We start from the raw sequence: 26,786 nt of genomic DNA on the forward strand, positions 1-26,786 counted from the left end.
GTCACGCAAAATTTCGACTCTGGCGCAACGCGATCGCGCCTTCCGCTGGGTCGAGGTACAAGCTCGCCCGCGCGACCTGGCGCCACGCGAGGTGAATTTCGTTGTGGTGGTCAGTGTTCACCGATAACGTCACGCTGCCGTCAGTGCAGGCCCAGGTTGGCTGGTTCACTGCCGTGGGTGCGGAACCCTTCACGAATGCGGCGCGGCCCTGGGCTAGGACGAGCCATCCGCCGCGACGTCCTCGTCTCAGGGCGTCGATCAGGCTGGTTACCGACTCGGCCTTGACCATGCCCAGGACTCTGACAGTGCCCGGCTTTACGGTCTCCTTGTCTTCCAGCGCGGGAAGGTTGATCCCCACCTCGGACAGGATGGACCCGACCAGCACATAGACCGCAAAAAACGGCAGACACAGCGTCCACGCGATCTTGCCCGCAAGACCCAGCGCCCCGAGATCCGATCGTCCGGGATAGTCCAGTCGAAAGCGCTGGGTCCGAAAGAAGATCGCCGACGCAGGCACTCCCCACGCCTGGTGGAAGTGATTCTCAAGTCGGCTGCGGAACGCTTCTCTGCCTTGCTGGGTGCCTGACTGCTCGTGCGGGGTCACAGTTTCCAACCAGTCTTCTTCTCGACATAACCTTTGGCGTGGTCCACGGCGACGTCCTTCGCCTCGCCGATGGCGATCTTCTTGCCGCTTTCCACAGTCGCGCCAGTGACGATTCCTGCTGTGGAGTACGGATCGATGTTCACCTTGGGCAGTTTGTTCACGAGGTCGACCGACTTCATGTGGGTGTAGCGGGCGGCCTGCTCGATCGCTTCCTTGGGAGCTTCTTTGAGCGACTGCGTCGTGATCGGCTCCGCGATGTGCCCGGTCACCTTCACCACGTCCCTTGTTCAACTGTTGCTGAGCGTGCCCGAGCGCGTCCTGAGCCTGTTGGAGTTGTACGGGGTCGGCAAAGGTCTGCCCGGCGAGGCGGAGATCGGGGTTGGCCTGCGCCGAGGTCACCTGTGCCTGGGCAGCTTCGGCCTGGTGTTCAACCATGATCTTGCCGCCGTGACTCGCGAATCGATGCGATGATCATCGGAGCCGGGACCACCCCCTCCCGTATGCCTGCGCGAAGCCCCAGCGCGCAGCTGCACCTCGTCCACCCGCACCCAAGGAGAATGTGCCCTACCCCACGCCGCCCGCACGCCACGCCGCCCCCCGGGACTTCTGCACAACGCAAAACTCCCGCTCAGCCGAAGCCGAACGGGAATTCTCGATCACTGACCTGTGGATCTTCCGCGAAGATCCTGCGGTGGGCTGCCGACGGAATCGGCTGACCTGTGTTGATAGGGCGGTTGGTCGTGCAGGATCCCGCGCTACTTCGTGTCTGTTCCCGGGTGTGTGTCGCTGAATGAGTACGCGGTCGAGCGTGTGGTCGGCCTGTTGTGTAGCCACGGACCCCGCACAGCGTGGTTACCAGGTGATTTCGTTGCCGATGTCTTCACCGTCGGCCAGTTCGACAAGCGCTTCGTGGCAGGCTTGGAGGCCAGCCTTGAAGTCTCGGATGTCGCCGTCGGATTCTCGCATGTCGCCGAGGAGTGTCCGCAACTCCTGGACGACTGCGAGGGAAACCGCCACCTTCTTCGGCGCCGGGACTGCCGTCGAGTCCAGTTCCACGAGAAGGTGATCGACGATGTCGGTGTCCTGCATCGACGGCACTGCCCGCACCGGGGTGTCCGCGCTGGCACCGGCCTCGCGCGCACAGTCGACCAGTGCTGCGAGTTCGGAGAACGGGCTGGATTGATCTGCCGTGACCTCGTAGCGGAAGGCTTGGATAAACGTCATCGTTCGAGCGTAGTGAATCGGCGTCGGCCGACGGGCCGCCGAGCGGTTAAAGTGGCGGTCGAGAGCGCGTGCCCGCGGGGTGCGTGCGAGTCGCGAAGCCAGGTGGCCTGGGCAGGACCGGGAGCCTGGCTTCACGCATACCTGCGGCAATTCGGACCGGGGTGCGCGTCCACCTGCAGCCGACCTTGTCACACGCGCGGAGGTAGGCGGGAAAGGGTAGGTAGGGCTGGCTGTTTCGTTGGGACAGTGCGTGGGAGCCTTCCTTGCCGCGGCGGCGAACTGGGCAGACGGGCGGTTGCCTCCGGTGCGGATGGTTGCGCCCTGTCATTCGCCTGTGCTGTTCGCGTGCGGTCGGGTTCCGGTGGCTGCCCGTTCGAGCAAGGACGTACTGATCGCATCGGGACGGCCGTTCCGATAGACAGATTCGGTCGCACATATTACCTTCCCCTAGAGCCCTATAAGGGGTAAGGAAAGGGTATGAACGCACTTATGCATCGCCTTTTCGGGTGATGATGGTGTTTCTTGCGCGGATACGCTTGCACTGATCCGCTACCTTTCCGCCATGGCAATCAACCTACCTGAGATAGATGTGAACGACCTTGCCCTCAATCCGGGCAAATACATCGACATGTTTCGCGCGCGGGAGCAGGAGATGCGCAAGGAGGCGTACAAGTACGCGAAGCTGCGCAAGCATGCCGAGGTTCTGCGCGACAAGCAGGACGAGATGACCCTCTGGTTGACGGCCGGCATTCCCGACCCGCCGGAGCGGGGAAGCAAGCCGGGTCAGTCTCGTGACGAGGATGGCCAGGACGAGGACCAGGTTCCCCGGCGCATCCGCGTCCTGCAGCTGCTGTCGGGGGAGCCAAGCCGCGGCTGGAAGGTCCGCACCATCGCCGATGCGCTGGGGATCACCAACTACAAGAGCCTGCGCGTCAGTCTCGACGAGTTCGCGCTGAAAGACGGCATTCTCAGGAAGAACGACCAGGCCGAGTACTTCTTCAATCCTCGCGCCCAGGAATACCTGACCAAGATGAGCAACTAGAAAGCAAAAGGTCGGGCCGCCACTGAACTGTCATTCAGCGGCGGCCCTGTAACACGAAGAATTTCAACCTACCAGAGCATGGATTCTTCGTGCCGTGGCACTCTATCGCGCTTGCCGCGTTGCTGACAGCCATGCACGAGAATTCCGGCTGCCCTTCCCACGAAAGGGTTACAGCTGATGGCTTCGCGTGCGTATTTTCCGCGCCGTCACCCTGAATCTCTCGCCGACGGCCATAGTTCCCAGTCGAGGGCGCGTTCGAGATCGGCGATCACGGCGATGGTCGTCCAGACGCGGCCGTCGAGGACGTTGGTGATCGTCTGCCGGTTGACGCCTGCCCGCCGGTGCAGTTCGGCGATGCTCCAGCCGTGCTCCTGCATGGCGGCGGCGAGCCGGCGGGCAACGGCCTGGGCGACGGCGGCGGCATGATCCCCGTCGAGCGTGGCGGCAGGCCATCGGCCTGCCGTGATGTGGTCTCGCGGGGCGCGGGTGCGGCGACCGGTCACTCACTTCACCCCCAATGGTGCTATTCGAATAGCATGTCGGCTCCTGGTGTCTACCTGTCGAGGAGCGCAGTGGCCCGCCGTGTCGACACGTTCGTGCCCCGGGATGCGGGTCCGGCCTGGAGCCGGGTGGCTCCCGCGGTGCGGGCGCTGGTGGTGCAGGCAGATCCGATGGTGCCCTACGACGCGGCCGAGCTGATGTCGGTGCTGGCCAGGCTGGCTGTGTTCTGCGACGGGCACGGGATCACCGGCTCGGCGGGATGGCTGGAGCCGGCGACGGTCGACTGGTTTCTCGACGTGGGCTGCGCGCATCTGAGCTCGCACACCCGCTCGACCTACCGCGCCCGGCTGCGGCGGCTGGCCGAAGCGGTTCGGGGTGTCGACGGAGCGAAACCGATCGTGCTGTCTGCCTCCGACGCGTCCCGGCCCTACACCGTCGGCGAGCAGGCGGCGCTCTGGAGCTGGGCGACCGGCCAGCCCACCGAAGCGCTGCGGTGCGGCTGCCGGGTGCTGCTCGCGCTCGGCCTGGGCTGCGGGTTGTCGGCCGACGAGGTCATCGCTGTGCGCGCCGGCAGTATCCGGGTTGCCGGCAACGGCGCGGTGCTGGTCGAAACGACCGGTCGCCGCGCACGGCTGGTGGTCTGCCGACGGCGCTGGGAAACCGGGCTGGCCGGCCACGCCGACGCCGCGGGCAGCGGGTTCGTGTTCCGCCCGAACGCGGTCCGGGCGAAGAACCTGGTGTCGAACTTCCTCGCACGGGCTCACCGCGGCGCCACCGTCCCGCCGGTCAAGGTCGCCCGGCTGCGGGACACCTGGATCGTCGAGCATCTGGCGTCTGGGACACCGCTGCCGGTGCTCGCCGCGGCCGCTGGGCTGGACGGCCTGTCCAGCCTGGATCGGCTCCTGCCGCATCTGCCGGGGATCAGCGCGCAGCGGGCGGAGCGGCATCTGCGCGAGCTGGCGTGAACACCGCAGCGGCAGCGGACAGCCTGCTCGGCGAGGAACTGGTGCCGGTGTCCGACGCCGAGGTCGACCGGGCCCGCGACTACATCGCCGACACCGGCCTGGTCGGGTTCTTCACGACCGCGCTGGCGAAGAAGCGGCGCAGCGCGGCCGGGAGGCCGCGCACGATCACCGTCGAGGCACTGCTGACCGGGCTGCTGCTGACCGCAGTGACGGACCGGGCCGTGCTGCTCACCGGGGTGAATCTGCTGCTGCACCATCGGATCACCGCCCGGTCCCGGCGCCTGCTCGGCGTTGCCGACCGCGAGTTGACCGCCGACTCGGTGGAAGCCTCCTACGCGGTGGTCCGCCGGTTGTTCCACGCGATGGTTGAGCTGTTCGACGACTCGCCGGCACCGAAGAACCGGAAGCTGACCGAGGAGGAATTCGCCACGCGGCTTGCGCCGATGACGCTGGGCGAGCAGGCGCAGCGACGAGCCGCCCGGGACTGGGTCGGACACCGGGTGCTGGTCCCGAGCTTGACTGGCCTGCTCGATGTCCTGCAGGACTACCCCGCAATCGGCAGCTGTGTCGATGCCACCCCCATCAGGACGAATGCCCGCAAACCGTCGAGGCAGGCCGGGACGACCTCGGCCGATCCGGATGCCGGCCTCTACCTGCGCACCGCCTGGGACAAGCCGGGGACCGGCACCGGCAGGGGAAAGAAGAAAGTAGTGAAGGAGCTGTTCGGCTACGAGGCGACACTGCTGGTCAACGGCGCGACCCGGCCGGTCGACGGCCGTCTCGCGCCGCCGGTCCTCGTCGGCGGCTACACGCTCGAACGCCCCGGCCACCGGCCCGGCGGCGCAGCGATCGACGTGCTCAAGCACGCCGCCGCAGACGGCTGGCCCCGCGGCCCGCTGGCCGGGGACCGCGCCTACAACAACAGTGAGCCGGACACGTTCCAGCTCCCGGCCCGGGCCCTGGGCTTCCCCCTGCTTTTCGACTACCGCGACGACCAGCTCGGCATCCAGGCCGAGCACGCCGGCGCGGTTCAAGTCGAAGGCCGCTGGCACTGCCCGCACATGCCCGCCGGACTCGTCGACACCACCCGCGACTTCCGCGCTGAGCGGATCGATGAGGACACCTGGCGCCAGCGACTGTCCGCGCGGAGAGCCTACGAGCTGCGGCCCAAAGCCCACCCGGACCAGGAGGGACATCAGCGGATGCTCTGCCCCGCGGCCGGAACGACACCTGCCGTTCGCTGTCCGCTGAAAAAGGCGTCGATGCGGTTCAGCGCCAAACCCACCGTCGTCCCGGCCGCCGGCCTGGTCGAGCCACCGACGGTCTGCGCCCAGCAGTCGGTGACCGTCCCGCCCGAAGCCGGGGCGAAGCACGGCCAGGCTCTGCCGTTCGCCAGCCCTGAATGGGAACGCGCTTACCACACCCTGCGCAACGGGGTCGAAGGCACAAACGGCTACCTCAAAGACCCCACCAACGCCAACCTCGAATCGGCCGGCACCCGCCGCGTTCGCGGGATCGCCGCCGTCCACTTCCTCGTCGGCTTCCAGCTCGCCGCGTCCAACTTGCGCAAACGCACCCGTTGGCGACATGCACACCCAGCCGACCCCGCAACACCGGCCCGACGACGGCCACGCCGACGAACAACCCGACCACTGACCGACTGGAAACCCGAAGCAAGTTGAGGCATCCACCGCACCCAACCGCGCGAGCACCTCAGCCGCCTCCGCACACAAACCACAGAAAACAGTGAAGGCACCGCAACCGCGGCGCCTTCACTGTGACATCTCACTCCTCAACCGGCCATAACGTCGGTCAAGGCGGACTGATTTCGTCGTCAGCCCTGCGGTAGGCGAGGAGGGAGTTGAACCCTCACGTCCTTTCGGACACACGGACCTGAACCGTGCGCGTCTGCCATTCCGCCACTCGCCCGAGTGCTTCTCTCTGACAGCCCGCAAAGCGTAGCAGGGTCCTTCAGCCGGTTTCGCCGGGGGTCTGCTGAACCCTTCCTCTCCCGGATAGGATCGGGTGCGGAAGCACACGTGTGAGGAGGTCAGTCCCGGTGGGCCGCGTTGAGCGTTTCGACAGACGACTCGAGAAGCTGGTCGGGAACACCTTCGCGCGCATGTTCGGTGGCAGTGTCGTCACCCAGGAGGTAGCGGCGGCGCTCGAGCGGGAAGGCGAGGAAAACGTACGTGAGCTGGCAGGCGGTCGGCAGCTCGCCCCGAATCACTACATCGTGTCGTTGGGGTCGGCTGATCACGAGCGCATGGCCGGCGACGAACAACGGGTCACCGGTGTTCTCGCCAAAGCCGTCGCGGAGCACCTCGCCGCGCGGGGCTGGGACACCTATGGTGACGTCGTCGTATCACTCGAGCGCAACGAGGCGCTGCATACTGGACAGTTCAAGACCCGTTCGTCCGTCGATCCCGACGCCCGCGCCAGCGCGGACGGTGGCTCGTCACGGTCGGCACGACCCAGCAACGCAGGAGACCCAGCAATGAGCCAGCCCCCCGGATACGGCCAATACGACCAGGGTGACCAGTACGGCCAGCAGGGCCAGTACGGATACGGACAGCAGGGTGGCCAGCAGCCCGGGTACGACCAGGGCTATGGCCAGCAGGGTGGCTACGACCAGGGCTACGGTCAGCAGCCCCCGCCGCAGCAGGGCGGATACGACCAGTACGGCCAGACCCAGCAAGCGGGCTACGCCCCTCCCCCGGGCGGCGACCCGTACGGCCAGCAGGGTGGTTACGACCAGGGCTACGGCCAGCCTCCCCAGCAGGGTGGGTACGACCAGTACGGCCAGCCCCAGCAGGGGGGCTACGACCAGGGCGGCTACGCGCCGCAGCAGGGTGGCTACGGCACCCCGCCGGGCGGTCAGCCCGCGTACGACCAGGGCTACGGTCAGCCCCCGCAGCAGGGTGGATACGACCAGTACGGCCAGACCCAGCAAGCGGGCTACGCCCCTCCCCCGGGTGGCGACCCGTACGGCCAGCAGGGTGGTTACGGCCAGCCGCCGGCTCCCGCCGGCCGCCCGGTCGCGGCGAGCCTGCAGCTCGACGACGGCTCCAACCGCACCTACTCGCTCAAGCAGGGCGGCAACGTGGTCGGCCGGGGCCAGGACGCCGACTTCCGGCTGCCCGACACCGGGGTCTCCCGCAGGCACCTGGAGATCACCTGGGACGGCCAGAGCGCCACGCTCGCCGACATCGGCTCGACCAACGGCACCACGGTGAACGGCACCCCGGTGCAGACCTGGCAGCTCGCCGACGGCGACGTCATCCGGGTGGGTCACTCGTCCCTGGTGTTCCGAACCCAGGGCTGAGCGCAGCCAGTCGACGGGGTTCCCGCAGAATTGTCGTGCGGGGGATCCGTGGTGCGCGCGCACCTCGGGCTTGCAGGCAAGAGGCGGGAGCGGACACAACAAGTGCCAGAGCTGGTCGTACAACTCACCAGGGTGGGCTTTCTCGTGCTGCTCTGGCTCTTCGTGTTCGCCGCGTTACGGGTCGTGCGCTCGGACCTGTACGCCGCGTCCGGCATCCGGGTCCAGGTACCGTCCTTCCGCCGTAACAAAGAAAAGAAGCCGCGGGGCGGCAAGTCCCCGCAGCAGCTGCTGGTGACCCATGGGGCACTGGCGGGCACCCGCATCGCGCTCGACGGCAGGCCGATCCTGATCGGCCGGGCCGACGACTCGACGCTGGTCCTCGACGACGACTACGCGTCGACCCGCCATGCCCGCATCGCCCTGCGCGGGGAGGACTGGTACGTGGAAGATCTGGGTTCGACGAACGGCACCTACCTCGACCGGGCTAAGGTCACTGCACCACTCCGGGTCCCGCTCGGAGTCCCCATCCGGATCGGCAAGACGGTGATCGAGCTTCGCCCATGACTCTCGTCCTCCGCTACGCGGCCCGCAGCGACCGGGGCCTGGTGCGTTCGACCAACCAGGACTCCGTGTACGCCGGCCCCCGCCTGCTCGCACTCGCCGACGGAATGGGCGGGCACGCCGCGGGCGAGGTGGCCAGCAAGGTCGTCATCGCCTCGCTCGCCCCGCTCGACGACGACGAGCCCGGCGACGACCTGCTCGCGCAGCTCCGCGACGCCGTGCAGAACGGCAACGCGGCGATCGCCGAATTGGTCGCCCAGGACCCCGACCTCGACGGGATGGGCACCACGCTGACCGCGGTGCTCTTCGCCGGCAGCAGACTCGGGCTGGTGCACGTCGGCGACTCGCGGGCCTACCTGATGCGCGGCGGCCAGTTCGCGCAGATCACCCGCGACGACAGCTTCGTCAACGAGTTGCTCGAACAGGGTCGCATCACGCCCGAGGAGGCGGCGGTGCACCCGCAGCGGTCGCTGCTGCTCAAGGCGCTCACCGGGCACGAGGTGGAGCCGAGTCTCACCGTGCGCGAGGCCCGTCCCGGTGACCGGTACCTGATCTGCTCGGACGGGCTGTCCGGTATGGTCAGCGACGAAACGCTGGCCGAGGCGGTACAGATCGCCGATCCGCAGGACTGCGCCGATCGGATGATCGAGCTGGCGCTCAAGGGCGGCGGCACGGACAACGTGACGGTGATCATCGCGGACGTGGTGGACGTCGACTTCGGCGACGACGCCCCGATCGTGGGCGGCGCGGCCGGCGACGGCAGCGACGAGCTGCACCAGGGCGATTCGCCCGCGGCACGGGCCCGCGCGCTGACCCAGCCCACGCCGGTGGCGCGGCCGGAGCCGGAACCGAGCCCGGAAGCGGACCCGAAGACCAAGCAGCGCAAGCGGTTCCGCTGGCTGGTCGGCGCGGTGGTGGTGCTCGTGGTGCTGGCCGCGGCGGCCATCGCCACCCGGTACTTCGTGCTCAGCCAGTACTACGTCGGCGAAGGCCCGGACGAGGAGGTCGTGATCTACCGCGGCGTCCCGGGCAGCGTCCTCGGCATCCAGCTGCACACCCTGGAGCAGGGCTCGTGCCCGCCCGGTCAGCTGTGCACCGACAAGCTGCGCGTGCCCGCGCTGCAGGAGGACGCGCGGGCGCTGGTGAAGAACGGGGTCAAGCGCGACAGCCTCGACGACGCCCGCAAGTACATCGACGACTTCCTCCGGCTGAAGAAGCAACTCGTGAACTGCAAGCCGGTGCAGCCCGCTCCGACCGGGGCACCGCAAGGTAGCGGTGCCGCTCCGCCCTCGCCCGGCGAGCCGACGTCGGAGAACCAGTTTCCGGGGAGGGACTGCGCGACGTCGGGTACGACGCCGTCGACAGGAGGCGGTAACTGATGGGCCAGCCGCTGGCCGACCCGGCCTCCGCGCAGTTCACCACCAACCCGCCGCGGGATCTGCCGACCCGCCGGAACACCGAAATGCTGCTGCTCGCGTTCGCCGCGGGCCTGGTCACCATCGCGCTGGTGCTGGTCGAGGCCAACCAGGAGCAGGCGCTGACGCTGTCCATCCTCTGGCTCGGGCTGGCCTACCTCGGCATCCTCGCCGCCGCGCACCTGGCGGTACGGCGGTGGGCGCCGTACGCGGATCCGGTGCTGCTGCCGTGTGTGGCTCTGCTCAACGGAATCGGCCTGGTGATGATCCACCGGATCGACCTGGCCAAGGCGGAGACCGCCGCGCAGGCAGGCAGGGACTACAGCCCCGGCGTCACGAACCAGGTGCTGTTCACCGTGGTCGCGCTGGCGCTGTTCGTGGCCGTGCTGATCGTGGTGAACGACCACCGCACGCTGACCCGCTACGGCTACATCTTCGGCCTGGTCGGCATTGTCGCGCTGGCGCTGCCCGCGGTCCTGCCCTCCAGCCTGTCCGAGGTGAACGGCGCGAAGGTGTGGGTGAAGCTGCCGTTCTTCTCGATCCAGCCGGGTGAGTTCGCGAAGATTCTGCTGATGATCTTCTTCGCCTCGTTCCTGGTCTCGAAGCGGGACCTGTTCATGGTGGCGGGCAAGAAGTTCCTCGGGGTGGAGCTGCCGCGCGCCCGGGACCTGGGCCCGATCCTGATCGCCGCGGCGGCCGCGGTGATCATCCTGGTGCTGGAGAAGGACCTCGGCAGCGGGCTGCTGTATTTCACCATCATCCTGGTGATGCTCTACCTGGCGACCGAGCGCGTCATCTGGGTCGTGGTGGGCCTGACCTTCTTCGTGGCGGGCTGTCTGCTGGCGTTCAACCTCTTCGAGCACGTCCAGCAGCGGGTGGAGAACTGGCTGAACCCGCTCGGCCCGCGCTACGACGCGCAGGGCGGGTCGTACCAGATCGCGCAGGCCCTGTTCGGGCTCGGCACCGGCGGGGTCGGCGGTACCGGCCTCGGCGCCGGACGGCCGGACATCGTGCCCGAGGCGAGCAGTGACTTCATCACCTCCTCGATCGGCGAGGAGCTCGGCTTCGTCGGGCTGGCCGCGGTGCTGATGCTGTACTTGCTGATCGCCATGCGCGGGATGCGCAGCGCGCTCGCCGTGCGCGACACCTTCGGCAAGCTGCTCGGCGGTGGTCTCTCCTTCGCCATGGTGATGCAGATCTTCGTGGTCATCGGTGGCGTGACCGCACTGATCCCGGAAACCGGCATCACCGCGCCGTTCCTGTCCCAGGGTGGTTCTTCGCTGCTGGCGAACTACATCCTGGTCGCGCTGCTGCTGCGCGTTTCGGACGCGGCGCGGCGCCCGGCCACCCGGCCGAGGCCGCCGCAGACGCGGCAGGCCCCGATCTCCGACGCGCACACCGTGCTGGTGCAGCGCCCGCCCGCCCGCGACGAAAAGAACGGGAGGACGGCGTGAACACCCCGCTGCGCAAGGTGGGCATGGCGATGCTCCTGATGATCGTCCTGCTGCTGGCCAACGACACCTTCGTGCAGGTGATCAAGGCGGACACCTACCGCACCGACTCGCGTAACCGGCGGGTGCTCTACGACGAGTACTCCCGCCAGCGCGGCCAGCTCGTGGCGCCGGACGGCACCATCCTGGCCGGGGTCAAGCCCTCGGGCGACAAGCTGAACTTCACCCGCAACTACACCGACGGGGCGATGTATGCACCGGTGACCGGGTACTACTCGATCAATTACGGTGCGGGCGGCATGGAGCGCATCGAGGACGACGTGCTCAACGGCTCGGACCCGCGGCTGTTCGTGCGCCGGCTCTCGGACATGGTCACCGGCCGTGATCCGCGGGGCGGGAACGTGAAGCTGACCGTCGACCCGAAGGTGCAGAAGGCCGCCTACGACCTGATGACCAAGCACGGCTACACCGGCTCGGTGGTGGCGATGGAGCCGAAGACCGGGCGCATCCTGGCGATGGTGTCCACCCCGTCCTACGACCCGAACGCCCTGGCCACGCACAACGGCAAGGAACAGAACTCCTCCTGGGACAAGTACTCCAAGGACAAGGCGCAGCCGATGCTGAACCGGGCGATCAACGAGAACTACCCGCCCGGGTCCACCTTCAAGCTGGTCACCGCGAGTGCCGCGCTGGAGGCGGGGATCGGCCCGGACACCCAGGTGAGCAGGGCGCCGAACGTGCAGCTGCCGGGTACGAGCACGACGCTGGAGAACTACGGGGGCGAGACCTGCCCCGGCACCACGTTCAAGGACGCGCTGGCGCACTCGTGCAACGTGCCGTTCGCGACCTTCTCCGGCCAGCTCGGCGCGGACAAGATGAAGACGACCGCGGCGAACTTCGGCATCGGCCAGAGCGATCTCGCGGTGCCGCTGAAGGTCGCGCCCTCCACCGTCGGCCCGCTCGACTCGCCGCCCGCGCTCTACCAGAGCGGCATCGGCCAGCGCGACGTGCGGCTCACCCCGTTGCAGGACTGCCTGCTCTCGGCCACCGTCGCGAACGGCGGGATGGCCATGAAACCGCAGCTGGTGCAGTCGATTCTGGCCCCGGACCTGTCCACCATCGAGGACGTGGAGCCCGAGCAGCTCACCGGCAAGCCCGCGTTGTCCCCGGACAACGCCAAGATCCTCACCGACATGATGATCAGCTCGGAGAGCTTCACCGCGGGCAACGGCAAGAACCCGGCGCTGAAGATCGCGTCCAAGACCGGCACCGCCGAGCACGGCACCGACTCCAAGAACACCCCGCCGCACGCCTGGTACACCGCTTTCGCGCCGGCGGACAACCCGCAGATCGCGGTGTCGGTCATCGTCGAAAACGGCGGTAACCGCGGGCTGGCTGCGACCGGTGGTTCGGTGGCCGCCGAGATCGGCCGGGCCGCGATCGCCGCCCGCCTCGGGGGTGGATAGCCGATGCTGTCCTCGGGTCAGCTGCTGGCCGAGCGCTACAAGCTGACGAACCGGATCGCCGTCGGCGGGATGGGCGAGGTCTGGCAGGCGAGCGACACCCGGCTGGACCGGGTGGTCGCGGTCAAGGTGCTCAAGGCCGAACTGTCCGGCGACGCGGAGTTCCTGCACCGGTTCCGGACCGAGGCGCGGATGACGGCCTCGCTCAACCACGCCGGGATCGCCGCGGTGCACGACTACGGCGAGACGGTCAGCGAGGACCTGTCGATCGCCTACCTGGTGATGGAGTTCGTGGAGGGCGATCCGCTCGCGGGCATCCTCGCCCGGCACGGCAGGCTGACCGCCGATTACACGCTGGACCTGCTGGAACAGGCGGGCAACGCACTGCAGGCCGCGCATGAACAGGGCCTGGTGCACCGGGACGTGAAACCGGGCAACATCCTGGTCACCCCGGCCGGCCGGGTGAAGATCACCGACTTCGGGGTGGCGAAGGCCGCGGACGCGGCACCCGTCACCCGCTCCGGCATGGTCATGGGCACCGCGCACTACATCGCGCCGGAGCAGGCGCTCGGGCACGACGCGGAGCCGGCCAGCGACGTGTATTCGCTGGCCGTCTGCGGGTACGAATGCCTGGCCGGGCGGCGGCCGTTCCTGTCCGAGAACGCGGTGACGGTCGCGATGATGCACATCCGCGACGTCCCGCGGCCGCTGCCACCGGACGTGCCGCCGGGCCCGCGCGCGGTGATCGAAGCGACTCTGGTGAAGGACCCCCGGCAGCGCTACGGCAGCGGCGGCGAGTTCGCCGCCGCGATCGCCGCGGTGCGGGCCGGGCGGCCGCTGCCGCCACCACACGGGCTGCTCGGCGCCGGTTTCGCGGGGCCCGTCCCGGCGGTCCCGCCGCCCCAGGTGCCGGGTGTGCCCCCGGCTCCGGGCGGCCCGATCGGGCCTGGCTCCAACCCGGCCTTCCGGCCACTGCCGCCCGCGCCGGTGCCGCGAAAGCGCAGCCAGTGGGGTTGGTGGGTGGCGCTCGCGGTGCTCGTCGCGGTGGCACTCGCCGCCGCGGTGTTCGTGCTCACCCGGACGGTGTCCGGCGGCAACGGAGCGAGCGCCCCAAGCGTGCACACCACGAGCGGACCGACCACCGGAAGACCGACCCAGGCCCGAAGCGGATCGGGCGAGCACGGCGGCCAAGCGGGCATGATGACCACACCCTGGACGGAATGGAACGGCACACAGAGATGAGCACACCCAGACTGCTCTCCAATCGGTACGAGCTGGGCGACACGCTCGGCTACGGAGGTATGTCCGAGGTCCACCACGGACACGACGTGCGTCTGGGCCGGGAGGTGGCGATCAAGGTCCTGCGCGCGGACCTCGCCCGGGATCCCCAGTTCCAGGAGCGGTTCCGCCGGGAAGCCCAGAACGCCGCGGCGCTGAACCACCCGGCGATCGTGGCGGTCTACGACACCGGCGAGACCGGCACCGATGTGGGGCCACTGCCCTACATCGTGATGGAGTACGTCGAGGGCAGGACGCTGCGCGACATCGTCAAGACCGAGGGTCCGATGTCGCAGAAGCGGGCCATGGAGGTCATGGCCGACGTCAGTGCGGCGCTCGACTTCTCGCACCGGCACGGCATCGTGCACCGGGACGTGAAGCCGGCCAACATCATGATCACGAAGAACGGCGCGGTCAAGGTGATGGACTTCGGCATCGCGCGGGCGATGCACGACGGCCAATCCGCGATGACCCAGACCGCCGCGGTGATCGGCACCGCCCAGTACCTGTCGCCGGAGCAGGCCCGCGGTGAGTCGGTGGACGCCCGTTCCGACGTCTATGCCGCCGGGTGCGTGCTCTACGAACTGGTCACCGGGGAGCCGCCGTTCACCGGGGACTCGCCGGTCGCGGTGGCCTACCAGCACGTGCGGGAGGATCCGAACCCGCCGTCCTCGGTGAACCCCGCGGTGTCGCCGGAGCTGGACGCGGTGGTGCTCAAGGCTTTGGCCAAGGGCCCGGCGAACCGCTACCAGTCGGCCGCCGAGATGCGCTCGGACCTGGTGCGCACGCTGTCCGGGCAGCGTCCGTCGGCGCCGATGGTGATGTCCGAGGACGAGCGCACCCAGGTGATGGACGCCGACCGCCGGGTCCCGCAGCGCTACGACGAGTACGCCGAGGAGGCGGCGGAGGACCCGAAGGCCAAGCGGCGCCGCCGGATCATCCTCGCCGCGGTGGCCGCGCTGCTCGTGGCCGGTGTGGTGCTGATGGTGATGTGGCTGTCCAACGCGTTCAGCGACACCAACAAGACCGCGCAGATCCCGTCCGTGGTGAACCAGCCGGTGGTCTCGGCGAAGGCGGCACTGCAGAGCGCGGGCTTCTCCTCGTTCGGGCAGAACAAGACGGTCCCGTGCGGGGTGTCCCCGGCCAATCCGGGTGACCCGACCTGCACCGACGACCAGATCGACAAGGTGCTCGCGATCGACCCGGCGGCGGGCTCGACGGTGGCCACCTCCACCCAGATCACGCTGACCGTCGGCGTGCGGCCGGACTCGGTGCAGGTGCCGGATCTGCACGGGATGTCCCCGGACAAGGCCGCGCAGACGCTGGAGAAGGCCGGGCTGAAGGTCGGCAACCAGAACAGCCAGACCGTGGACACCCAGAGCGACGTCGGCAAGGTGGTCGCGCAGACCCCGACCGCGAGTTCCTCGGCGGCGAAGGGTTCGGCGGTGGACATCACGGTCGGCTCGCAGGTCGCGCAGAAGCAGGTGCCCGACACCACCGGCAAGTCCTACTCCGAGGCGAAGCAGATCATCAGCGACGCCGGGTTCAAGCCGGTCCGCCAGGACCAGGACTCGGACAAGCCGAAGGATACCGTGATCAGCCAGCAGCCCAACGGCGGCAACCTCGCGCCGGGCAGCCAGGTGACGCTGGTCGTGTCCAAGGGCAAGCAGCAGATCCAGATGCCGAGCCTGCTCGGGATGACGCTGGACCAGGCCACCCAGCAGCTGCAGAGCCTGGGCTGGTCGGGCAGCATCAGCCAGCAGACCACGCAGAGCGGCGGCGGTCAGCCGAACACCGTGGTGAAGCAGAACCCGGCGGCGGGCAGCTCGATCTCCCCGAACCAGTCGGTCATCGTGTTCGTCTACCAGGACAACGGCAGCAGCGGCGGGATCCCGACCTCGCCGTCCAATCCCGGTGGCAACGGACCGGGTGGCTTACTCCCGCCGGGGCGCGGCAGCGACCACTGATCACCCGGAAGGCCCGCACGGTTCCCGCCGTGCGGGCCTTTCCGCGTTTCCGGGCCCGTGCGGCTCAGCGGGGATTCAGCGCCGGTCGAGGAACTCCCGGACGCTGGCCAGTACCTCGTCCGCGTCACTGCCCGCCCCGCAGTCGAGGTCGAGTTCCTCCACCGCGCCGGAGCGCTTCACGGTGAGCGACACCCGGCGGTCGCCGCGCAGCCAGCCGAACAGCGATCGGCAGAGCACGCCGACCGAACGGCTGCTCAGCAGGACCACCACGGTGCCGACGGCCGCACCGGTCATCTCCGACAGCCGCACGCGTCCGGCCAGTTCGTCCTCCGCACCCAGCCAGCCGGCCAGGTGCACCACCTCGTCCGCGGATCCGTCCACAGTGATCGCAGCGATCCCGGCCGTCACGGGCTCTCCCTTCAGGGCGGAACAGACGGCGCGAGGGTAACTGACCACCCGCCAAGGGGAAAGTCCCTTACGGTTTTTGCCCATTGCACTATGCAGCTCAGGCGCGCCGGGCGCAGACGTAGCCGACCACCCCGGCGCTGAGGGCGAGTCCGGCCGGCGCCGCCGCGGTGGCCAGCGCCAGCGGACCGGCGTAGGCGTTGCCCGACATCAGTGCCTGCAACAGCGGGTGCACGAGAGGGACCCACTTACCGAGCAGCACCACGCCGAGTGTGAGTACCGCGGCCAGCACGGTCCAGCCGACCCGCGCGATGAGCAGCCGCGAACACGGGAGGCCGATCGCGATGCCCAGCACCGCGCACGACAGGTGCGTGAGCAGCCCGGCGCCGACGAGCGGCCAGCCCAGGTGCCCGGTCCGCAGCCCGGACCAGCCGACGGTCAGCACCGTCAGCACCAGCGCGCAGCCGAACACCGCCAGCACCGCGCCGCCGATGGTGCTGCGGCGGTTGCCCGCGTGGCTCAAGGTGATCAGCCGTTGCACCGGATCCTCGATGTCCAGCAACGCGACGGTGAGCCAGCAGCCGACCACGAGCAGGCCGCCACCGCTCACCCCGAACAGCGGGAGCACTGGTGAATTCGGGTCTGCGTAAAGGATCGCGCACAACGCGAGGTACGCGAGCGCCGCCGGTAGGTACCGCTGTGAATGGCCGAGCGACGCCAGGTAGTAGCGGCTCACGGCGAGCACGGCGCCACCTCCCGCACCGACCAGCCGCCGGACAAAGCCCGCAGCAGCACAGCATCGGCGCTGTCCGCCTCGACGGTCAGCACCACGCAGCCCGCCTCGTCGGCCACCGTCCGCACGCCGGGCTCGTCCGCCCAAGCGTGCCCCGGAGACGACGCACCGGAGAGCCTGATGCGTGTGGTCTCCGGATGGTCCGGGAAAGCGATGAGCCGTCCGGAATCCAGGCGGTACACGTCGTCGGCGTGCTGCCGCACGATGGCGGGCCGGTGATCGGTGAACACCACACTCGCGTCGCGTTCCCGGGTTTCCGCGACCAGCTCGCCGAGAATCGCGTGCGTACCGGCGTCGAGGCCGGACCACGGTTCGTCGAGGATCAGCAGCTCCGGCTCGGCGAACACGGCCTGGGCGAGCCCGACCTTCTGCGCGTTGCCCTTCGACAACGTGCGCAGCTGCGCGTCCGGGTCGCCGACCAGGCCGAGCCGCGCGAGCAGCGGATCGATCACCGACAGGTCGGACAGCCCCCGGATCCGGGCCAGATGCCGCAGGTACGACCGGGCGGACAGGCGCTGCCCACCGGGAAACCGGTCGGGCAGGTAACCGATGGCCGGATGGCCGGCCACCGCACCTTCCGTCGCTCGGGACACCCCGGCCATGATCCGCAGCAGGGTGGACTTGCCCGAGCCGTTCGCCCCGAGCACGCCGATCACCCGGCCCGCGGGCACGGTGAGGTCGACCTGCGCGAGCACCGGGGCACCGCCGCCGTACCGCTTCCCGACGCCGGTGAGCCGGAGCAGCGGGTTCACGCAGCGGCGGCCTTCTGCAACGCGCGGGTGGCCCGCTCCAGCTCGTCGACCACGGAAGGCGGCACCGGGTGCCCGGCCGCGGCCAGCCAGTTCGCCAGCATCCGGTGCCCACCCTCGGTGAGCACCGACTCCGGATGGAACTGCACGCCTTCCAGCGGCAGCTCGCGGTGGCGCATGCCCATCACGACGCCGCTGTCCGTGCGCCCGGTGATCTCGAAGACCGCGTCGTCGATGGTCTCCGGCAGCACGGTCAGCGAGTGGTATCTGGTGGCCGTGAACTCGTCCGGCAGCCCGGCGAGCACGCCCAGCCCGGCGTGACGGACCTGGCTGGTCTTGCCGTGCAGCAGCTCAGGCGCGCGGTCGACGGTCGCCCCGAAGTGCACGCCGAGTGCTTGGTGGCCGAGGCAGACGCCCAGCATCGGCGTACGCGTCTCGGCGCACTTCGCGATCACCTCGATGCTCTGGCCGGCGCGCTCGGGGGTGCCGGGGCCGGGTGAGACGAGCACCGCGTCGAACTCCGGCACGCGCTCGACCTCGACGACGTCGTTGCGCCAGACCGTGCACTCCGCGCCGAGCTGCGCCAGGTATTGCACCAGGTTGTAGACGAAACTGTCGTAATTGTCGACGACGAGAACGCGCATGCGGCCAGCTTAACCGCTCCCACCTGGTGGACCGTATTCCATCTCACAGCGTTAGTAAGCCTTGCCTAACTTACAGTGACCCGGTGAGCCGAATCCTTCGCATCGCCGTGATAGGCGCCGGTCCGGCCGGGATCTACGCCGCCGATCTGCTGGACAAGTCCGAGGCGGACGTGGAGATCGACGTGTTCGAGCGGATGCCCGCGCCGTTCGGGCTGATCCGCTACGGGGTGGCACCCGACCACCCGCGGATCAAGGGCATCGTGACCGCCCTGCACAAGGTGCTGGACAAGCCGAACATCCGGCTGCTGGGCAACGTGGACTACGGCACCGACATCAAGCTCGAAGAGCTGCGCGAGTTCTACGACGCGGTGATTTTCGCCACCGGCGCGATGGCCGACCGCGACCTCGACCTGCCCGGCATCGATCTCGACGGCAGCTACGGCGCGGCGGATTTCGTGTCCTGGTACGACGGTCATCCCGATGTTCCGCGCACCTGGCCGCTGACCGCGACCTCTGTCGCCGTGCTCGGCGTCGGCAACGTCGCGCTCGATGTCGCGCGGGTGCTCGCCAAGACCGCCGACGAGCTGCTGCCGACCGATATCCCGGCGAACGTCTACGCCGGGCTGCAAGCCAGCCCCGTCACCGACGTGCACGTGTTCGGCAGGCGCGGTCCGGCGCAGGCCAAGTTCACCCCGCTGGAGCTGCGGGAGCTGGACCACTCGCCGAATGTCGAGGTGCTCGTGGACCCGGCGGACATGGAGTTCGACGCGGCCAGCGTCGCCCAGCTGCGCGCGTCCAAGCAGGTGGAGATGGTGGTGAAGACCCTGCAGGAGTGGGCGATCCGCGATCCCGGCTCCCGGCCGCGGCGGCTCCACCTGCACTTCTTCCATTCGCCGGCCGAGATCCTCGGGCAGGACGGCCAGGTGCGCGGCCTGCGCACCGAACGCACCGAGTACGCGGGCGACGGCTCGGTACACGGCACCGGCGAGTTCCACGACTGGGACGTGCAGGCGGTCTACCGCGCGGTCGGCTACCTGTCCTCGCACCTGCCGGAGATCCCGTTCGACCACGTGGCCGGCGTGATCCCGAACGAAGCGGGCCGGGTGCTCGACCTGGACGAGAACCAGGTGCCCGGCGTCTACGTGACGGGGTGGATCAAGCGCGGCCCGGTCGGCCTGATCGGCCACACGAAGGGCGACGCCGCGGAGACCGTGGCCAGCCTGCTCGCCGACGCGGACACCCTCGCCGGCCCGAAGCACGCCGCCCCGGACGCGATCGTGGACTTCCTTGCCACGCGCGGCATTCCGTTCACCACCTGGGAGGGCTGGGGCAGGCTCGACGCGCACGAGCAGGCCCTCGGCGAGCCGCACGGCCGGGCCCGGATCAAGGTCGTGGAGCGCGAGGAGATGGTGCGGGTCTCGCAGGGCTGACTGGCGGTACCGGCCGGCCGCGGCTCACCGTTCCGGCTGTGTGCACGTTACGCAGTCCAGCGCCGGCAGTACGGCTGTTCCGGTGGGAGTGCTCCGCCGAAATGGTGATGAAACCCGTTTTCTCTTGTCGGAGTGCCAGCAGGCCGGTAGCCAGGAGAGGAAGCACTCATCATGGAGGTTGTCTTGTCTCTGGACGTATCGCCCGCGCTGCTGGAGAAGGCCGAGCGCGGAGAGGTCTCCGACGCGGAGTTCATCGCCTGTGTGCGGGAATCGCTGCCCTACGCGTGGGAGGTCATCACCGGGGTGATCGCCGAGTCCGAGGGCGCCGTGGACGGCTTCGCCGACAACGAGACCCCGCCGCCGAGCGAGGCGGCCCGCGGGCAGCTGCTGCGCGCGCTGGCCTCGGACTCCATCCGCGGCGGGCTGGAGCGGCATTTCGGCGTGAAGCTGGCCTTCCAGAACTGCCACCGGGTCGCCGCCTTCCGTCCGTCCGAAGTGGACAGCGACCGGTACCGCGCGTTCGTGTCGGTGCGCGGGCAGTTGCTCAACCAGAGCCCGGAACTGCGCGACTGCTAAGCGCGGAGCGCGGGGTGTCGGCAAAGTCGTGAAGGGGCCCCGCACAGCTGCGGAGGGCTGTGAAGGGGCCCTTCACAGACTCTGAGTCCGTGAAGGGCCCCTTCACGGACCCGAAACCGGTCCGGCGCACGCCACGAGGTGGCCGCACACACCTCCGCATAGCCCGCTGCCGGGTCCCCGACCACCTTTGCCGGAACCCTAAGCGCGGAGCGCGGGCAGCACCTCGGCGCCGATCCGCGCGATGTTCGCCACCGTGCCCTCCGGCGTACCGGATGCCTCCACGAACATGAGGACGTGGGACACCCCGGTGCGCCGGAGGCTCGTTTTCAGCTTCGCCACGCACTCTCCGGCTGGGCCGACCGGGTGGATCGCGCACAGCCGTTCGGTGTACTCCACCGGATCACGGGAGGGGCCGGGCCTGCCGTCCACCGTCACGTGCGCGCCGAGCCCGTCCTTCAGCCAGCCCGGCAGCATCCGGCGCACCAGGTCCGCCGCGTCGTCCCCGACCTGGCAGACCACCGTCGACACGTGGTCGGCGGGCGCGCCGTAAGCCGCCACTGTCGCGGCCTTTCCGTCGTCGTCCGCGTGCATCCCGAGCAGCAGCGGCAATCCCCGATCCGCGGCGAGCCGTACCGAACCCGAATCCGCGCTGCCGCAGGCCACCACGAGGCGGGGTTTCCGGCGCGGCGCGGGCGTCACCGGCACCTCGCGGAAGGCGAAGTGCTCGCCATTCGCGGAGACCGTGCCGGCGGTCGCCTTGAGCAGCAGGTCCAGAGACTCCGGATAGCCACGTTCGTAACGGTCCAGCCCGGTGCCGAACACCTCCAGGTCCTGCCACGCCCCACCACGGCCGACGCCGAGCCGCAGCCGGCCATCGGACACCGCGTCCAGCATCGACCACTGCTCGGCGAGCGCCACCGGATGCGTCGTGGACAGCACGCTCACCGCGGTGCCCACCTCGATCCGTTCCGTACGGCCGAGCAGGTGCGCGGCGAGCGTGATCGCCGACGGGCACACGCCGTAGGGCATGAAGTGGTGCTCGGCGAGCCAGACCTCGTCGAACCCGGCCGCCTCCGCCGCCTCGGCGGCCAGCACGGTGCGCCGCAAGACGTCCGCGTCCTCCTGGCCGGGAAACCGCCCGGAAACCAGGAAAACTCCGGCCCTCAGTTGTTCACCGACACGTCGTTGAACGGCAGAAGCGGGTCCAGCCACGGGAACACCACGAACATCAGCAGCGCCACGACGCCGAGCACCAGCACGATCGCGATGCCCAGCTTCGCCGCGAACGGGCCCGGCAGATGCCGCCAGATCCAGCCGTACATCAGGACGCACCACCGATCTTGGCCAGCAACGTGTCGTAGTCCTTCGCCTGCGACTTCGGCACCTGCTGGGTGAGCACGGACGTGATGATCAGCCGCTGCTTGGCGGAGAACTTCGGGTGGCAGGTGGTGAGGGTGAGCAACGAGGCCCGCTGCGCCTTCGGCAAGGCGTCCGCGGGCTTGTACGGCACCGGGTTCACCGCGTCGCCCTGGCTGGGCAGCACGATCTTGCGGCCGACGGTCTGGTCGTAGGCCCCGCCGCCGGGAACGCTCGAATCACGCAGCGTCGACACGCCCTTGCACGCGGGCTTCGCACCCTTTCCGCTGGTCCAGCCCTTGATCTCGTCGTCGTAGGGCAGCACCTTGTAGAGGTAGAAGTCGGTGTGCGTCTCGATCACGATCTCGTCGCAGGAGTTCAGGTTGTCCAGGTCGTTGAACGGCGCGCCCTTGCCGACCCGGTGCCCGGCGATGCCGAAGTTGCCCGGCTCGCCCGGCAGCGCAGTTCCCTTGTAGTGGCCGGGCCCGACCGCGAGCGCGTCCTCGCCGGTGCCCTCCTGGATGGTGAAGTTGAAGTCCGCGCCGAAGGACGGGATGTGGATGCGGGCGAACGCCTTGCCGTCCACCAGTTCCGGATGCAGGGTGCGGTCCTTGGCCCAGTCGCCGTCGAGCTGATCGCTGGCCTCGGACTGCTTCTCCGCGGAGAACAGGTCGGTCACCCAGACCTCGTAGACCATGAACAGCAGCACGATCAGGCCGAGCGTGATGAACAGCTCCCCCGCCGTGCGGATGACCAGCCCGCCCTTGCCCAGCGGCGGCGGTGGCTTCTTCTCGGCGACCGCGGTCGCCGAGACCGCCGGAATCACCTCGGTCGGCTGGTCGGCGCCGGGCGAGGTCATCCGCCGCGCACCGGTGGGTGCCGGGCGGCGAGGTTCTCCCCGATCGTTCGGCCTGGGCGGTTCGGATGATCCTTGCGGTGCAGCGCGGCCTTCCTGGCGGCGGGGGTGGCCGGCGACCCTCCGCGGCGACGGGGTGGCCCCCTGTCCGGAGTCGCCCGGACGACGGGTGCCGGGCGGGGAAACCCGGCGACGCGGGCCTTCGGCCGCTGGTCCGCAGGGTCTGTCGGGGTCGTCTCCGGGCCAATCCTGCGACGTCACGCCAAGCTCCTCCCGCACCCGCCCGAAGCCCTGTACGGGACTCTGGTGGCGCTATTGTCACAGTCGCCGGGACCGACCGCTCCTCAACCCAGTGCTATGGAGCAGTCGATTACGTTAACGTGTCCACGTGGCGCTGGTTGCGCACCCCGACCGCGGGACCTCGTCCAGGATGCCGCACTGAAGAGCCGAGAAGCACGCGAGGAACACGATGCCGAAGTCGAAGGTCCGCAAGAAGACCGCGTACACCCCGCCGGTCGATCGGCGTACGCCGGTGAAGGTCAAAGCGGCGGGACCGTCGAACCTGTTCTACAAGATCGTCATGTTCGGCCTGATGTTGCTCGGGCTCGCCTGGCTCATTCTGCAGTACCTCGCCCAGGACAAGATCGGGTTCCTGGCCGATCTCGGCAGCTGGAACTTCGCGATCGGGTTCTCCGCGATCATCGTCGGCCTGCTCATGACGATGCGCTGGCGCTGAGCAAGTGCTCCGGACGGCCGCTGGACACCGAATCACATCGGTGTGACTCATCCCCAGTGTGGATAACCCCTGTGGATAACTACCCCACCTCGTGGGCGCCCCGGCAGAACGTTGTGGTAGTGGCCTGGGTGCTGACCCTGCTGCTGCTGGTCGCCACGGTGGCGGACGGCTTTTTCGGCGACGCCGCCGGAGCCGTGCTGCTCGGCCTCGCGACCGTCGCCATCGGCGCGTTCGCCGGGCACTGGAGCCTCGTGCGGCCCCGGCTGGCCGCCGACCCGCACGGCCTGCTCGCCCGCGGCCTCGGCGGTACGCGCCGGCTGCCCTGGTCCGGCACCAGCATCCGGCTGCGCAACACCCGGCGCCTCGGCCGCGACGGCGTGACCCTGGAAGTCGAGCACGAGGACCAGCTGTTCGTCTTCGGGCAGCTCGACCTCGGCGAAGACCCGCGCGACGTGCTGGCAGTGCTGGATCTGCTGCGGGAACGCTGGGATCAGCGGCCGCACACGTAGGACTCGTAGCCGCGCAGCATCTCCAGCTGGCACTGCAGCGCCGGGAACTGCGTGCTCCGCCAGATCACCAGCCCGGCCAGCGCGACCACGATGACCACCAGCCCGATCGCCTGCCAGCGGGCCCGGTTGCGCTCGGGGGCGTACAGCAGGGCGACCGCCACCAGCGCCCCGGTGACCAGCCCGCCGACGTGCGCCAGGATCGAGATGTTGGCGACGGAGAACGTGATGTAGGCGTTGACGACCAGCGTGATGAGCAGCCAGGTGGGGTTGAGCCGCAGCTTGAGCACGATCACCGCGTAACAGCCCATCAGGCCGAACAGCGCCCCGGAGGCGCCGGCGGAGGGCTGGTTGGGCTGGTCGAACAACAGCACCGCGGTGGACGCGCCGAACATCGACACGAAGTACAGCGCGAGGAACCGGATCCGGCCGAAGACCGGCTCCAGCGCGCGGCCGATCAGCCAGAGCGAGAACATGTTCGCCGCGATGTGGATCGGGCCGTAGTGCAGGAAGCCGGAGGTGAAGATCCGCCACCACTCGCCACCGCCGAGGGTGGGGTAGGTCCAGAGCTCGCCGAGCTTCTCCAGCTGGGCGTTCCCGTTGTCGAACAGGCTCTTCGCCTGGATGACGGTGATCAGGAAGACGGCGACGTTGACCGCGAGCAGGGTCGCGGTGACCACCACCGAGTTGCTCGGGCGGGCGCCGGCGATGGTCTGCTCGCCCAGGCTCGAGCTGCGGTACTGCCGGTGTTGCTGCCGCTGCTGCTGGGCACCGGCGTGCACGCAGTCGGTGCACTGGAATCCCACGGGTGCCTCGCGCAGGCACTCCGGGCAGGCCGGACGCCCGCAGCGGGCACAGCTGAGGCCGGTCTGGCGGTTCGGGTGCCACCAGCAACCGGGGAGCGCGGGCTGCGGGTACACGGAGGGATTCGGCGGTTGGTTCACGATGTCCCCAACCTACCGAAATCCACCCCGGGTTCGTGGATCAGCTCTCGACGGTGACGCTCTTGATGACCATGTCGGCCAGCGGGCGGTCCGCCGGTCCGGTCGCGGTACCGGCGATCTTGTCGACCACGGCGCGGGAGTCGGCGTCCGCGACCTCACCGAAGATCGTGTGCTTGAAGTTCAGGTGAGCCGGCGTCGAGACGGTGATGAAGAACTGCGAGCCGTTGGTACCCGGCCCGGCGTTCGCCATGGCCAGCAGGTACGGCTTGGAGAACTGCAGCTCCGGGTGGAACTCGTCGCCGAACTTGTAGCCGGGGCCGCCACGGCCGGTGCCGGTCGGGTCGCCACCCTGGATCATGAAGCCGTCGATGACCCGGTGGAAGATCGAGCCGTCGTAGAACGGGCCGGCGTCGCCACCCTGCGCGTTCGGCTGGGTGTACTCCTTGGAGCCGGTCGCCAGCCCCACGAAGTTCGCCACCGTCTTCGGCGCGTGGTCGGGCAGCAGGTTCAGGTGGATGTCACCCTGATTGGTGTGCAGGGTGGCCTTGCGGGCGCTTTCAGTCACGCGGCCATCGTGCCATCCTTCGCACATTTGGGGGGTTCAGGGGGGTTCACCGGTCCGGGTACCGGGGCCGGGCGCCCAGGAAAACCGGTCTTTTTCCGGGCCGGACCCGATCGCGGCGGGACAAGCGGCAGCGATCCGCGGCGAAAAAGGGCAGGATAGGTTACGGGCAACGGAGCGGTTTCAAAACGATTGATGAGGTGAAGGCCATGACCCGGGCCGTGGAATCGGTCGGTGAGTCGGTCAAGACCGGCGCACCCGGCCTGCGCAAGCGAGCCACCGAAGTCGGCAAGGCGGGTGCCGCCGGTGCCGAGGAGCTGGCCAAGCGGGGCCGCCGGGCTCAGCGCAAACTGGCCAAGAAGACGGAGCTGACGCGCAAGGAGCTCAAGAAGAGCTCGGCCGCGGCCCGCAAGGAGGCGCTGGCTCGCATCGCCGAGCTGCAGAAGCCCGGCCGCAAGGCGAAGAAGGCCGCGATCAAGGCGGCCAAGTCCGCGGGCGAGTCCAAGCGCCGCGGCAAGAAGGACTTCAAGGCGGCGAAGAAAGACTTCCACGCGGCACTGGTGGAGGCCAAGTCCGCGGCGAAGGGCACGCGCAGGCGCCGCCGCTGGCCGTGGATCCTCGGCCTGGCCGCGGTCGCCGCGGGCGCCGTCGCGCTGAAGTCGCGGCAGCAGGAGCCACCGGTCGCGCCGGCCCCGCCGAAGGCGACCCCGCCGGCCAAGCCGGCCGCGGACACCGAGCCGACGGGCAACGGCAAGGCGCCGAGCACGCCGGCCGCCGAGAAGAAGAACTGAGCAGACCCGAAAGAGGGCCCCGGAACCAGGTCCCGGGGCCCTCTTTCGTGCGCTGTCCGCGGACTCAGGCGGTCGCGGCGTGCTTGTCGATCAGCTGGCCGAGGCGCGGCAGGGCCTCGGCGACGTTCTTCTTGCCGTTCGGGCGCAGCTTCGAGTAGACCTTCTTGATGCTGTCGCGGCTGCTGCGGTCGGCCCGCGAGTCGGTGACGCTCAGCAGCGCGTCCGAGGCCTCGTCCGAGCGGCCGGTCAGGTAGGCGCCGAAGTCGTTGCCGCCCTGGGCCCGGTAGGCACCGTAGAACGGTTCGAGGGCGAGGGCGAAGTCGTCGAGCAGGCTGTCGACGGCGCTCGGGATGATGCCCGGCTTGATCTTCTTGACCGCCGCGAAACCGGTCTTCACGACCGCGCCCGAGACCCCGCCCTTGTCGGAGACCTCGGCGTCCACGAGGCCCTCGAGGTCGGTGACCACGGACGGGCGACGGCTCGAGTCGAGCAGGATTTCCTTGAGGGTGGTAGCCACGATCTGTCCTTGTCGTCAGGGATGGTGAAGTGCTGGTGATGCCGGATCCGGCACCCGTCGCGCGAGTGCTCGTCGCCCTGCGCGTGCCGCACAGGGTAGTACAAGATCAACTTCACTGGCCCGTG

Annotated in this window: 30 protein-coding genes and 1 tRNA gene; 16 read left to right on the forward strand and 15 right to left on the reverse strand. The window is 69.1% G+C overall.

What is annotated here, in order from left to right; genetic code table 11:
- Window position 1: 1 nt before the first annotated feature.
- Both ATK36_RS16410 and ATK36_RS16415 read right to left on the reverse strand, forming a co-directional pair.
- Window positions 2-604, reverse strand: a complete 603-nt coding sequence (locus ATK36_RS16410; protein ID WP_098512365.1) for a hypothetical protein — start codon at window positions 602-604, stop codon at window positions 2-4.
- The gene (locus ATK36_RS16415) at window positions 601-873 is read right to left on the reverse strand and encodes a hypothetical protein (protein ID WP_098512366.1); all 273 of its coding nucleotides are present in this window, start codon (window positions 871-873) and stop codon (window positions 601-603) included. Before ATK36_RS16415 ends, ATK36_RS16410 begins: the two co-directional genes overlap by 4 nt.
- 34 nt (window positions 874-907) lie before the next feature.
- Between ATK36_RS16415 and ATK36_RS32265 the strand changes: the two genes are divergently transcribed.
- Window positions 908-1,075: a hypothetical protein gene (locus tag ATK36_RS32265; protein ID WP_170069769.1), complete on the forward strand. Its 168-nt coding sequence runs from the start codon at window positions 908-910 to the stop codon at window positions 1,073-1,075.
- 381 nt (window positions 1,076-1,456) lie between these two features.
- Here the strand turns inward: ATK36_RS32265 and ATK36_RS16425 are convergent, their stop codons facing one another.
- Window positions 1,457-1,828, reverse strand: a complete 372-nt coding sequence (locus tag ATK36_RS16425; protein ID WP_098512368.1) for a hypothetical protein — start codon at window positions 1,826-1,828, stop codon at window positions 1,457-1,459.
- Between the two features lie 562 nt (window positions 1,829-2,390).
- Between ATK36_RS16425 and ATK36_RS16430 the strand changes: the two genes are divergently transcribed.
- Entirely contained in the window at window positions 2,391-2,870 is a 480-nt protein-coding gene (locus ATK36_RS16430) for a hypothetical protein (RefSeq protein ID WP_141544462.1), read from the forward strand.
- Window positions 2,871-3,076: 206 nt separating this feature from the next.
- Here ATK36_RS16430 and ATK36_RS32900 read toward each other — a convergent pair whose 3' ends face one another.
- Complete coding sequence (locus ATK36_RS32900; protein WP_211291891.1) at window positions 3,077-3,373, reverse strand: helix-turn-helix domain-containing protein; 297 nt, start codon at window positions 3,371-3,373, stop codon at window positions 3,077-3,079.
- Between the two features lie 33 nt (window positions 3,374-3,406).
- On the opposite strand from ATK36_RS32900, the gene ATK36_RS16440 reads away from it, so the two are divergent.
- Both ATK36_RS16440 and ATK36_RS16445 read left to right on the forward strand, forming a co-directional pair.
- The gene (locus ATK36_RS16440) at window positions 3,407-4,336 is read left to right on the forward strand and encodes a hypothetical protein (protein WP_141544463.1); all 930 of its coding nucleotides are present in this window, start codon (window positions 3,407-3,409) and stop codon (window positions 4,334-4,336) included.
- Window positions 4,333-6,018 (forward strand): hypothetical protein, encoded by a 1,686-nt coding sequence (locus tag ATK36_RS16445; protein ID WP_098512371.1) that lies wholly within the window; start codon window positions 4,333-4,335, stop codon window positions 6,016-6,018. The genes ATK36_RS16440 and ATK36_RS16445 overlap by 4 nt, the downstream gene beginning before the upstream one ends.
- Before the next feature lie 164 nt (window positions 6,019-6,182).
- Here ATK36_RS16445 and ATK36_RS16450 read toward each other — a convergent pair.
- A tRNA-Leu gene (locus tag ATK36_RS16450) sits at window positions 6,183-6,265 on the reverse strand.
- A gap of 130 nt (window positions 6,266-6,395) precedes the next feature.
- Between ATK36_RS16450 and ATK36_RS16455 the strand changes: the two genes are divergently transcribed.
- The 7 genes from ATK36_RS16455 (at window position 6,396) to pknB (ending at window position 15,796) form a co-directional block, all read left to right on the forward strand.
- Entirely contained in the window at window positions 6,396-7,661 is a 1,266-nt protein-coding gene (locus tag ATK36_RS16455) for an FHA domain-containing protein (RefSeq protein WP_098512372.1), read from the forward strand.
- Between the two features lie 102 nt (window positions 7,662-7,763).
- On the forward strand, window positions 7,764-8,225 hold the full coding sequence (locus ATK36_RS16460) for an FHA domain-containing protein FhaB/FipA (protein WP_098512373.1): 462 nt from the start codon (window positions 7,764-7,766) through the stop codon (window positions 8,223-8,225).
- Window positions 8,222-9,601: a PP2C family protein-serine/threonine phosphatase gene (locus ATK36_RS16465; protein ID WP_098512374.1), complete on the forward strand. Its 1,380-nt coding sequence runs from the start codon at window positions 8,222-8,224 to the stop codon at window positions 9,599-9,601. Before ATK36_RS16460 ends, ATK36_RS16465 begins: the two co-directional genes overlap by 4 nt.
- Window positions 9,601-11,091, forward strand: coding sequence for an FtsW/RodA/SpoVE family cell cycle protein (locus ATK36_RS16470; RefSeq protein WP_098512375.1), 1,491 nt, complete (start codon window positions 9,601-9,603; stop codon window positions 11,089-11,091). The genes ATK36_RS16465 and ATK36_RS16470 overlap by 1 nt, the downstream gene beginning before the upstream one ends.
- A complete protein-coding gene (locus ATK36_RS16475) occupies window positions 11,088-12,554 on the forward strand; it encodes a peptidoglycan D,D-transpeptidase FtsI family protein (RefSeq protein WP_098512376.1) in 1,467 nt (488 codons plus the stop codon). The genes ATK36_RS16470 and ATK36_RS16475 overlap by 4 nt, the downstream gene beginning before the upstream one ends.
- A gap of 3 nt (window positions 12,555-12,557) precedes the next feature.
- The gene (locus ATK36_RS16480; RefSeq protein ID WP_098512377.1) at window positions 12,558-13,793 is read left to right on the forward strand and encodes a serine/threonine-protein kinase; all 1,236 of its coding nucleotides are present in this window, start codon (window positions 12,558-12,560) and stop codon (window positions 13,791-13,793) included.
- Window positions 13,790-15,796, forward strand: a complete 2,007-nt coding sequence (gene pknB, locus ATK36_RS16485) for a Stk1 family PASTA domain-containing Ser/Thr kinase (protein WP_098512378.1) — start codon at window positions 13,790-13,792, stop codon at window positions 15,794-15,796. Before ATK36_RS16480 ends, pknB begins: the two co-directional genes overlap by 4 nt.
- Window positions 15,797-15,871: 75 nt before the next feature.
- On the opposite strand, the gene ATK36_RS16490 is transcribed toward pknB, so the two are convergent.
- From ATK36_RS16490 to ATK36_RS16505, 4 genes are all read right to left on the reverse strand, one after another.
- Complete coding sequence (locus tag ATK36_RS16490) at window positions 15,872-16,204, reverse strand: effector-associated constant component EACC1 (protein WP_098512379.1); 333 nt, start codon at window positions 16,202-16,204, stop codon at window positions 15,872-15,874.
- Between the two features lie 97 nt (window positions 16,205-16,301).
- Complete coding sequence (locus tag ATK36_RS16495) at window positions 16,302-16,946, reverse strand: hypothetical protein (RefSeq protein ID WP_098512380.1); 645 nt, start codon at window positions 16,944-16,946, stop codon at window positions 16,302-16,304.
- Window positions 16,934-17,737, reverse strand: coding sequence for an ATP-binding cassette domain-containing protein (locus tag ATK36_RS16500; protein WP_098514933.1), 804 nt, complete (start codon window positions 17,735-17,737; stop codon window positions 16,934-16,936). The genes ATK36_RS16495 and ATK36_RS16500 overlap by 13 nt, the downstream gene beginning before the upstream one ends.
- 5 nt (window positions 17,738-17,742) lie before the next feature.
- Window positions 17,743-18,387 carry an aminodeoxychorismate/anthranilate synthase component II gene (locus tag ATK36_RS16505; RefSeq protein WP_098512381.1) on the reverse strand — a complete coding sequence of 215 codons (645 nt, stop codon included), beginning with the start codon at window positions 18,385-18,387 and terminating at the stop codon, window positions 17,743-17,745.
- Between the two features lie 110 nt (window positions 18,388-18,497).
- On the opposite strand from ATK36_RS16505, the gene ATK36_RS16510 reads away from it, so the two are divergent.
- On the forward strand, window positions 18,498-19,817 hold the full coding sequence (locus ATK36_RS16510) for an FAD-dependent oxidoreductase (RefSeq protein WP_098514934.1): 1,320 nt from the start codon (window positions 18,498-18,500) through the stop codon (window positions 19,815-19,817).
- Window positions 19,818-20,000: 183 nt separating this feature from the next.
- Entirely contained in the window at window positions 20,001-20,393 is a 393-nt protein-coding gene (locus ATK36_RS16515) for an SCO5389 family protein (protein WP_098514935.1), read from the forward strand.
- A gap of 198 nt (window positions 20,394-20,591) precedes the next feature.
- Here ATK36_RS16515 and ATK36_RS16520 read toward each other — a convergent pair whose 3' ends face one another.
- From ATK36_RS16520 to ATK36_RS16530, 3 genes are read right to left on the reverse strand one after another with little or no spacing between them, the layout of a single operon-like run.
- Complete coding sequence (locus tag ATK36_RS16520; protein WP_452039192.1) at window positions 20,592-21,605, reverse strand: LLM class flavin-dependent oxidoreductase; 1,014 nt, start codon at window positions 21,603-21,605, stop codon at window positions 20,592-20,594.
- Window positions 21,557-21,715, reverse strand: coding sequence for a hypothetical protein (locus ATK36_RS32270; RefSeq protein WP_098512382.1), 159 nt, complete (start codon window positions 21,713-21,715; stop codon window positions 21,557-21,559). Before ATK36_RS32270 ends, ATK36_RS16520 begins: the two co-directional genes overlap by 49 nt.
- A complete protein-coding gene (locus tag ATK36_RS16530) occupies window positions 21,715-22,608 on the reverse strand; it encodes a class E sortase (protein WP_098512383.1) in 894 nt (297 codons plus the stop codon). The genes ATK36_RS32270 and ATK36_RS16530 overlap by 1 nt, the downstream gene beginning before the upstream one ends.
- Before the next feature lie 466 nt (window positions 22,609-23,074).
- On the opposite strand from ATK36_RS16530, the gene crgA reads away from it, so the two are divergent.
- On the forward strand, window positions 23,075-23,341 hold the full coding sequence (crgA, locus tag ATK36_RS16535; protein ID WP_098512384.1) for a cell division protein CrgA: 267 nt from the start codon (window positions 23,075-23,077) through the stop codon (window positions 23,339-23,341).
- Between the two features lie 71 nt (window positions 23,342-23,412).
- Complete coding sequence (locus ATK36_RS16540; RefSeq protein ID WP_245914803.1) at window positions 23,413-23,850, forward strand: PH domain-containing protein; 438 nt, start codon at window positions 23,413-23,415, stop codon at window positions 23,848-23,850.
- On the opposite strand, the gene ATK36_RS16545 is transcribed toward ATK36_RS16540, so the two are convergent.
- Window positions 23,832-24,653: a rhomboid family intramembrane serine protease gene (locus ATK36_RS16545; RefSeq protein WP_425427390.1), complete on the reverse strand. Its 822-nt coding sequence runs from the start codon at window positions 24,651-24,653 to the stop codon at window positions 23,832-23,834. The genes ATK36_RS16540 and ATK36_RS16545 overlap by 19 nt on opposite strands.
- Before the next feature lie 178 nt (window positions 24,654-24,831).
- Complete coding sequence (locus ATK36_RS16550; RefSeq protein WP_098512386.1) at window positions 24,832-25,383, reverse strand: peptidylprolyl isomerase; 552 nt, start codon at window positions 25,381-25,383, stop codon at window positions 24,832-24,834.
- A gap of 179 nt (window positions 25,384-25,562) precedes the next feature.
- Here ATK36_RS16550 and ATK36_RS16555 point away from each other — a divergent pair, with 179 nt between their 5' ends.
- Window positions 25,563-26,144 (forward strand): hypothetical protein, encoded by a 582-nt coding sequence (locus ATK36_RS16555; RefSeq protein WP_245914805.1) that lies wholly within the window; start codon window positions 25,563-25,565, stop codon window positions 26,142-26,144.
- 64 nt (window positions 26,145-26,208) lie between these two features.
- Here the strand turns inward: ATK36_RS16555 and ATK36_RS16560 are convergent, their stop codons facing one another.
- On the reverse strand, window positions 26,209-26,661 hold the full coding sequence (locus ATK36_RS16560; protein WP_098512387.1) for a DUF6918 family protein: 453 nt from the start codon (window positions 26,659-26,661) through the stop codon (window positions 26,209-26,211).
- Window positions 26,662-26,786 lie beyond the last annotated feature (125 nt).

Source organism: Amycolatopsis sulphurea (genome assembly GCF_002564045.1).
Taxonomy (GTDB): Bacteria; Actinomycetota; Actinomycetes; order Mycobacteriales; family Pseudonocardiaceae; genus Amycolatopsis; species Amycolatopsis sulphurea.

Excerpts from the sequence above, each read along its gene's own strand:
- ATK36_RS16425 (WP_098512368.1), bottom strand. The coding sequence starts at position 1,828 with ATGACGTTTATCCAAGCCTTCCGCTACGAGGTCACGGCAGATCAATCC.
- ATK36_RS16470 (WP_098512375.1), top strand. The coding sequence starts at position 9,601 with ATGGGCCAGCCGCTGGCCGACCCGGCCTCCGCGCAGTTCACCACCAAC.
- ATK36_RS16480 (WP_098512377.1), top strand. The coding sequence starts at position 12,558 with ATGCTGTCCTCGGGTCAGCTGCTGGCCGAGCGCTACAAGCTGACGAAC.
- crgA (WP_098512384.1), top strand. The coding sequence starts at position 23,075 with ATGCCGAAGTCGAAGGTCCGCAAGAAGACCGCGTACACCCCGCCGGTC.
- ATK36_RS16430 (WP_141544462.1), top strand. The coding sequence starts at position 2,391 with ATGGCAATCAACCTACCTGAGATAGATGTGAACGACCTTGCCCTCAAT.
- ATK36_RS16550 (WP_098512386.1), bottom strand. The coding sequence starts at position 25,383 with ATGTGCGAAGGATGGCACGATGGCCGCGTGACTGAAAGCGCCCGCAAG.
- ATK36_RS16440 (WP_141544463.1), top strand. The coding sequence starts at position 3,407 with ATGTCGGCTCCTGGTGTCTACCTGTCGAGGAGCGCAGTGGCCCGCCGT.
- ATK36_RS16555 (WP_245914805.1), top strand. The coding sequence starts at position 25,563 with ATGACCCGGGCCGTGGAATCGGTCGGTGAGTCGGTCAAGACCGGCGCA.
- ATK36_RS32270 (WP_098512382.1), bottom strand. The coding sequence starts at position 21,715 with ATGTACGGCTGGATCTGGCGGCATCTGCCGGGCCCGTTCGCGGCGAAG.
- ATK36_RS16530 (WP_098512383.1), bottom strand. The coding sequence starts at position 22,608 with ATGACCTCGCCCGGCGCCGACCAGCCGACCGAGGTGATTCCGGCGGTC.
- ATK36_RS16505 (WP_098512381.1), bottom strand. The coding sequence starts at position 18,387 with ATGCGCGTTCTCGTCGTCGACAATTACGACAGTTTCGTCTACAACCTG.
- pknB (WP_098512378.1), top strand. The coding sequence starts at position 13,790 with ATGAGCACACCCAGACTGCTCTCCAATCGGTACGAGCTGGGCGACACG.
- ATK36_RS16465 (WP_098512374.1), top strand. The coding sequence starts at position 8,222 with ATGACTCTCGTCCTCCGCTACGCGGCCCGCAGCGACCGGGGCCTGGTG.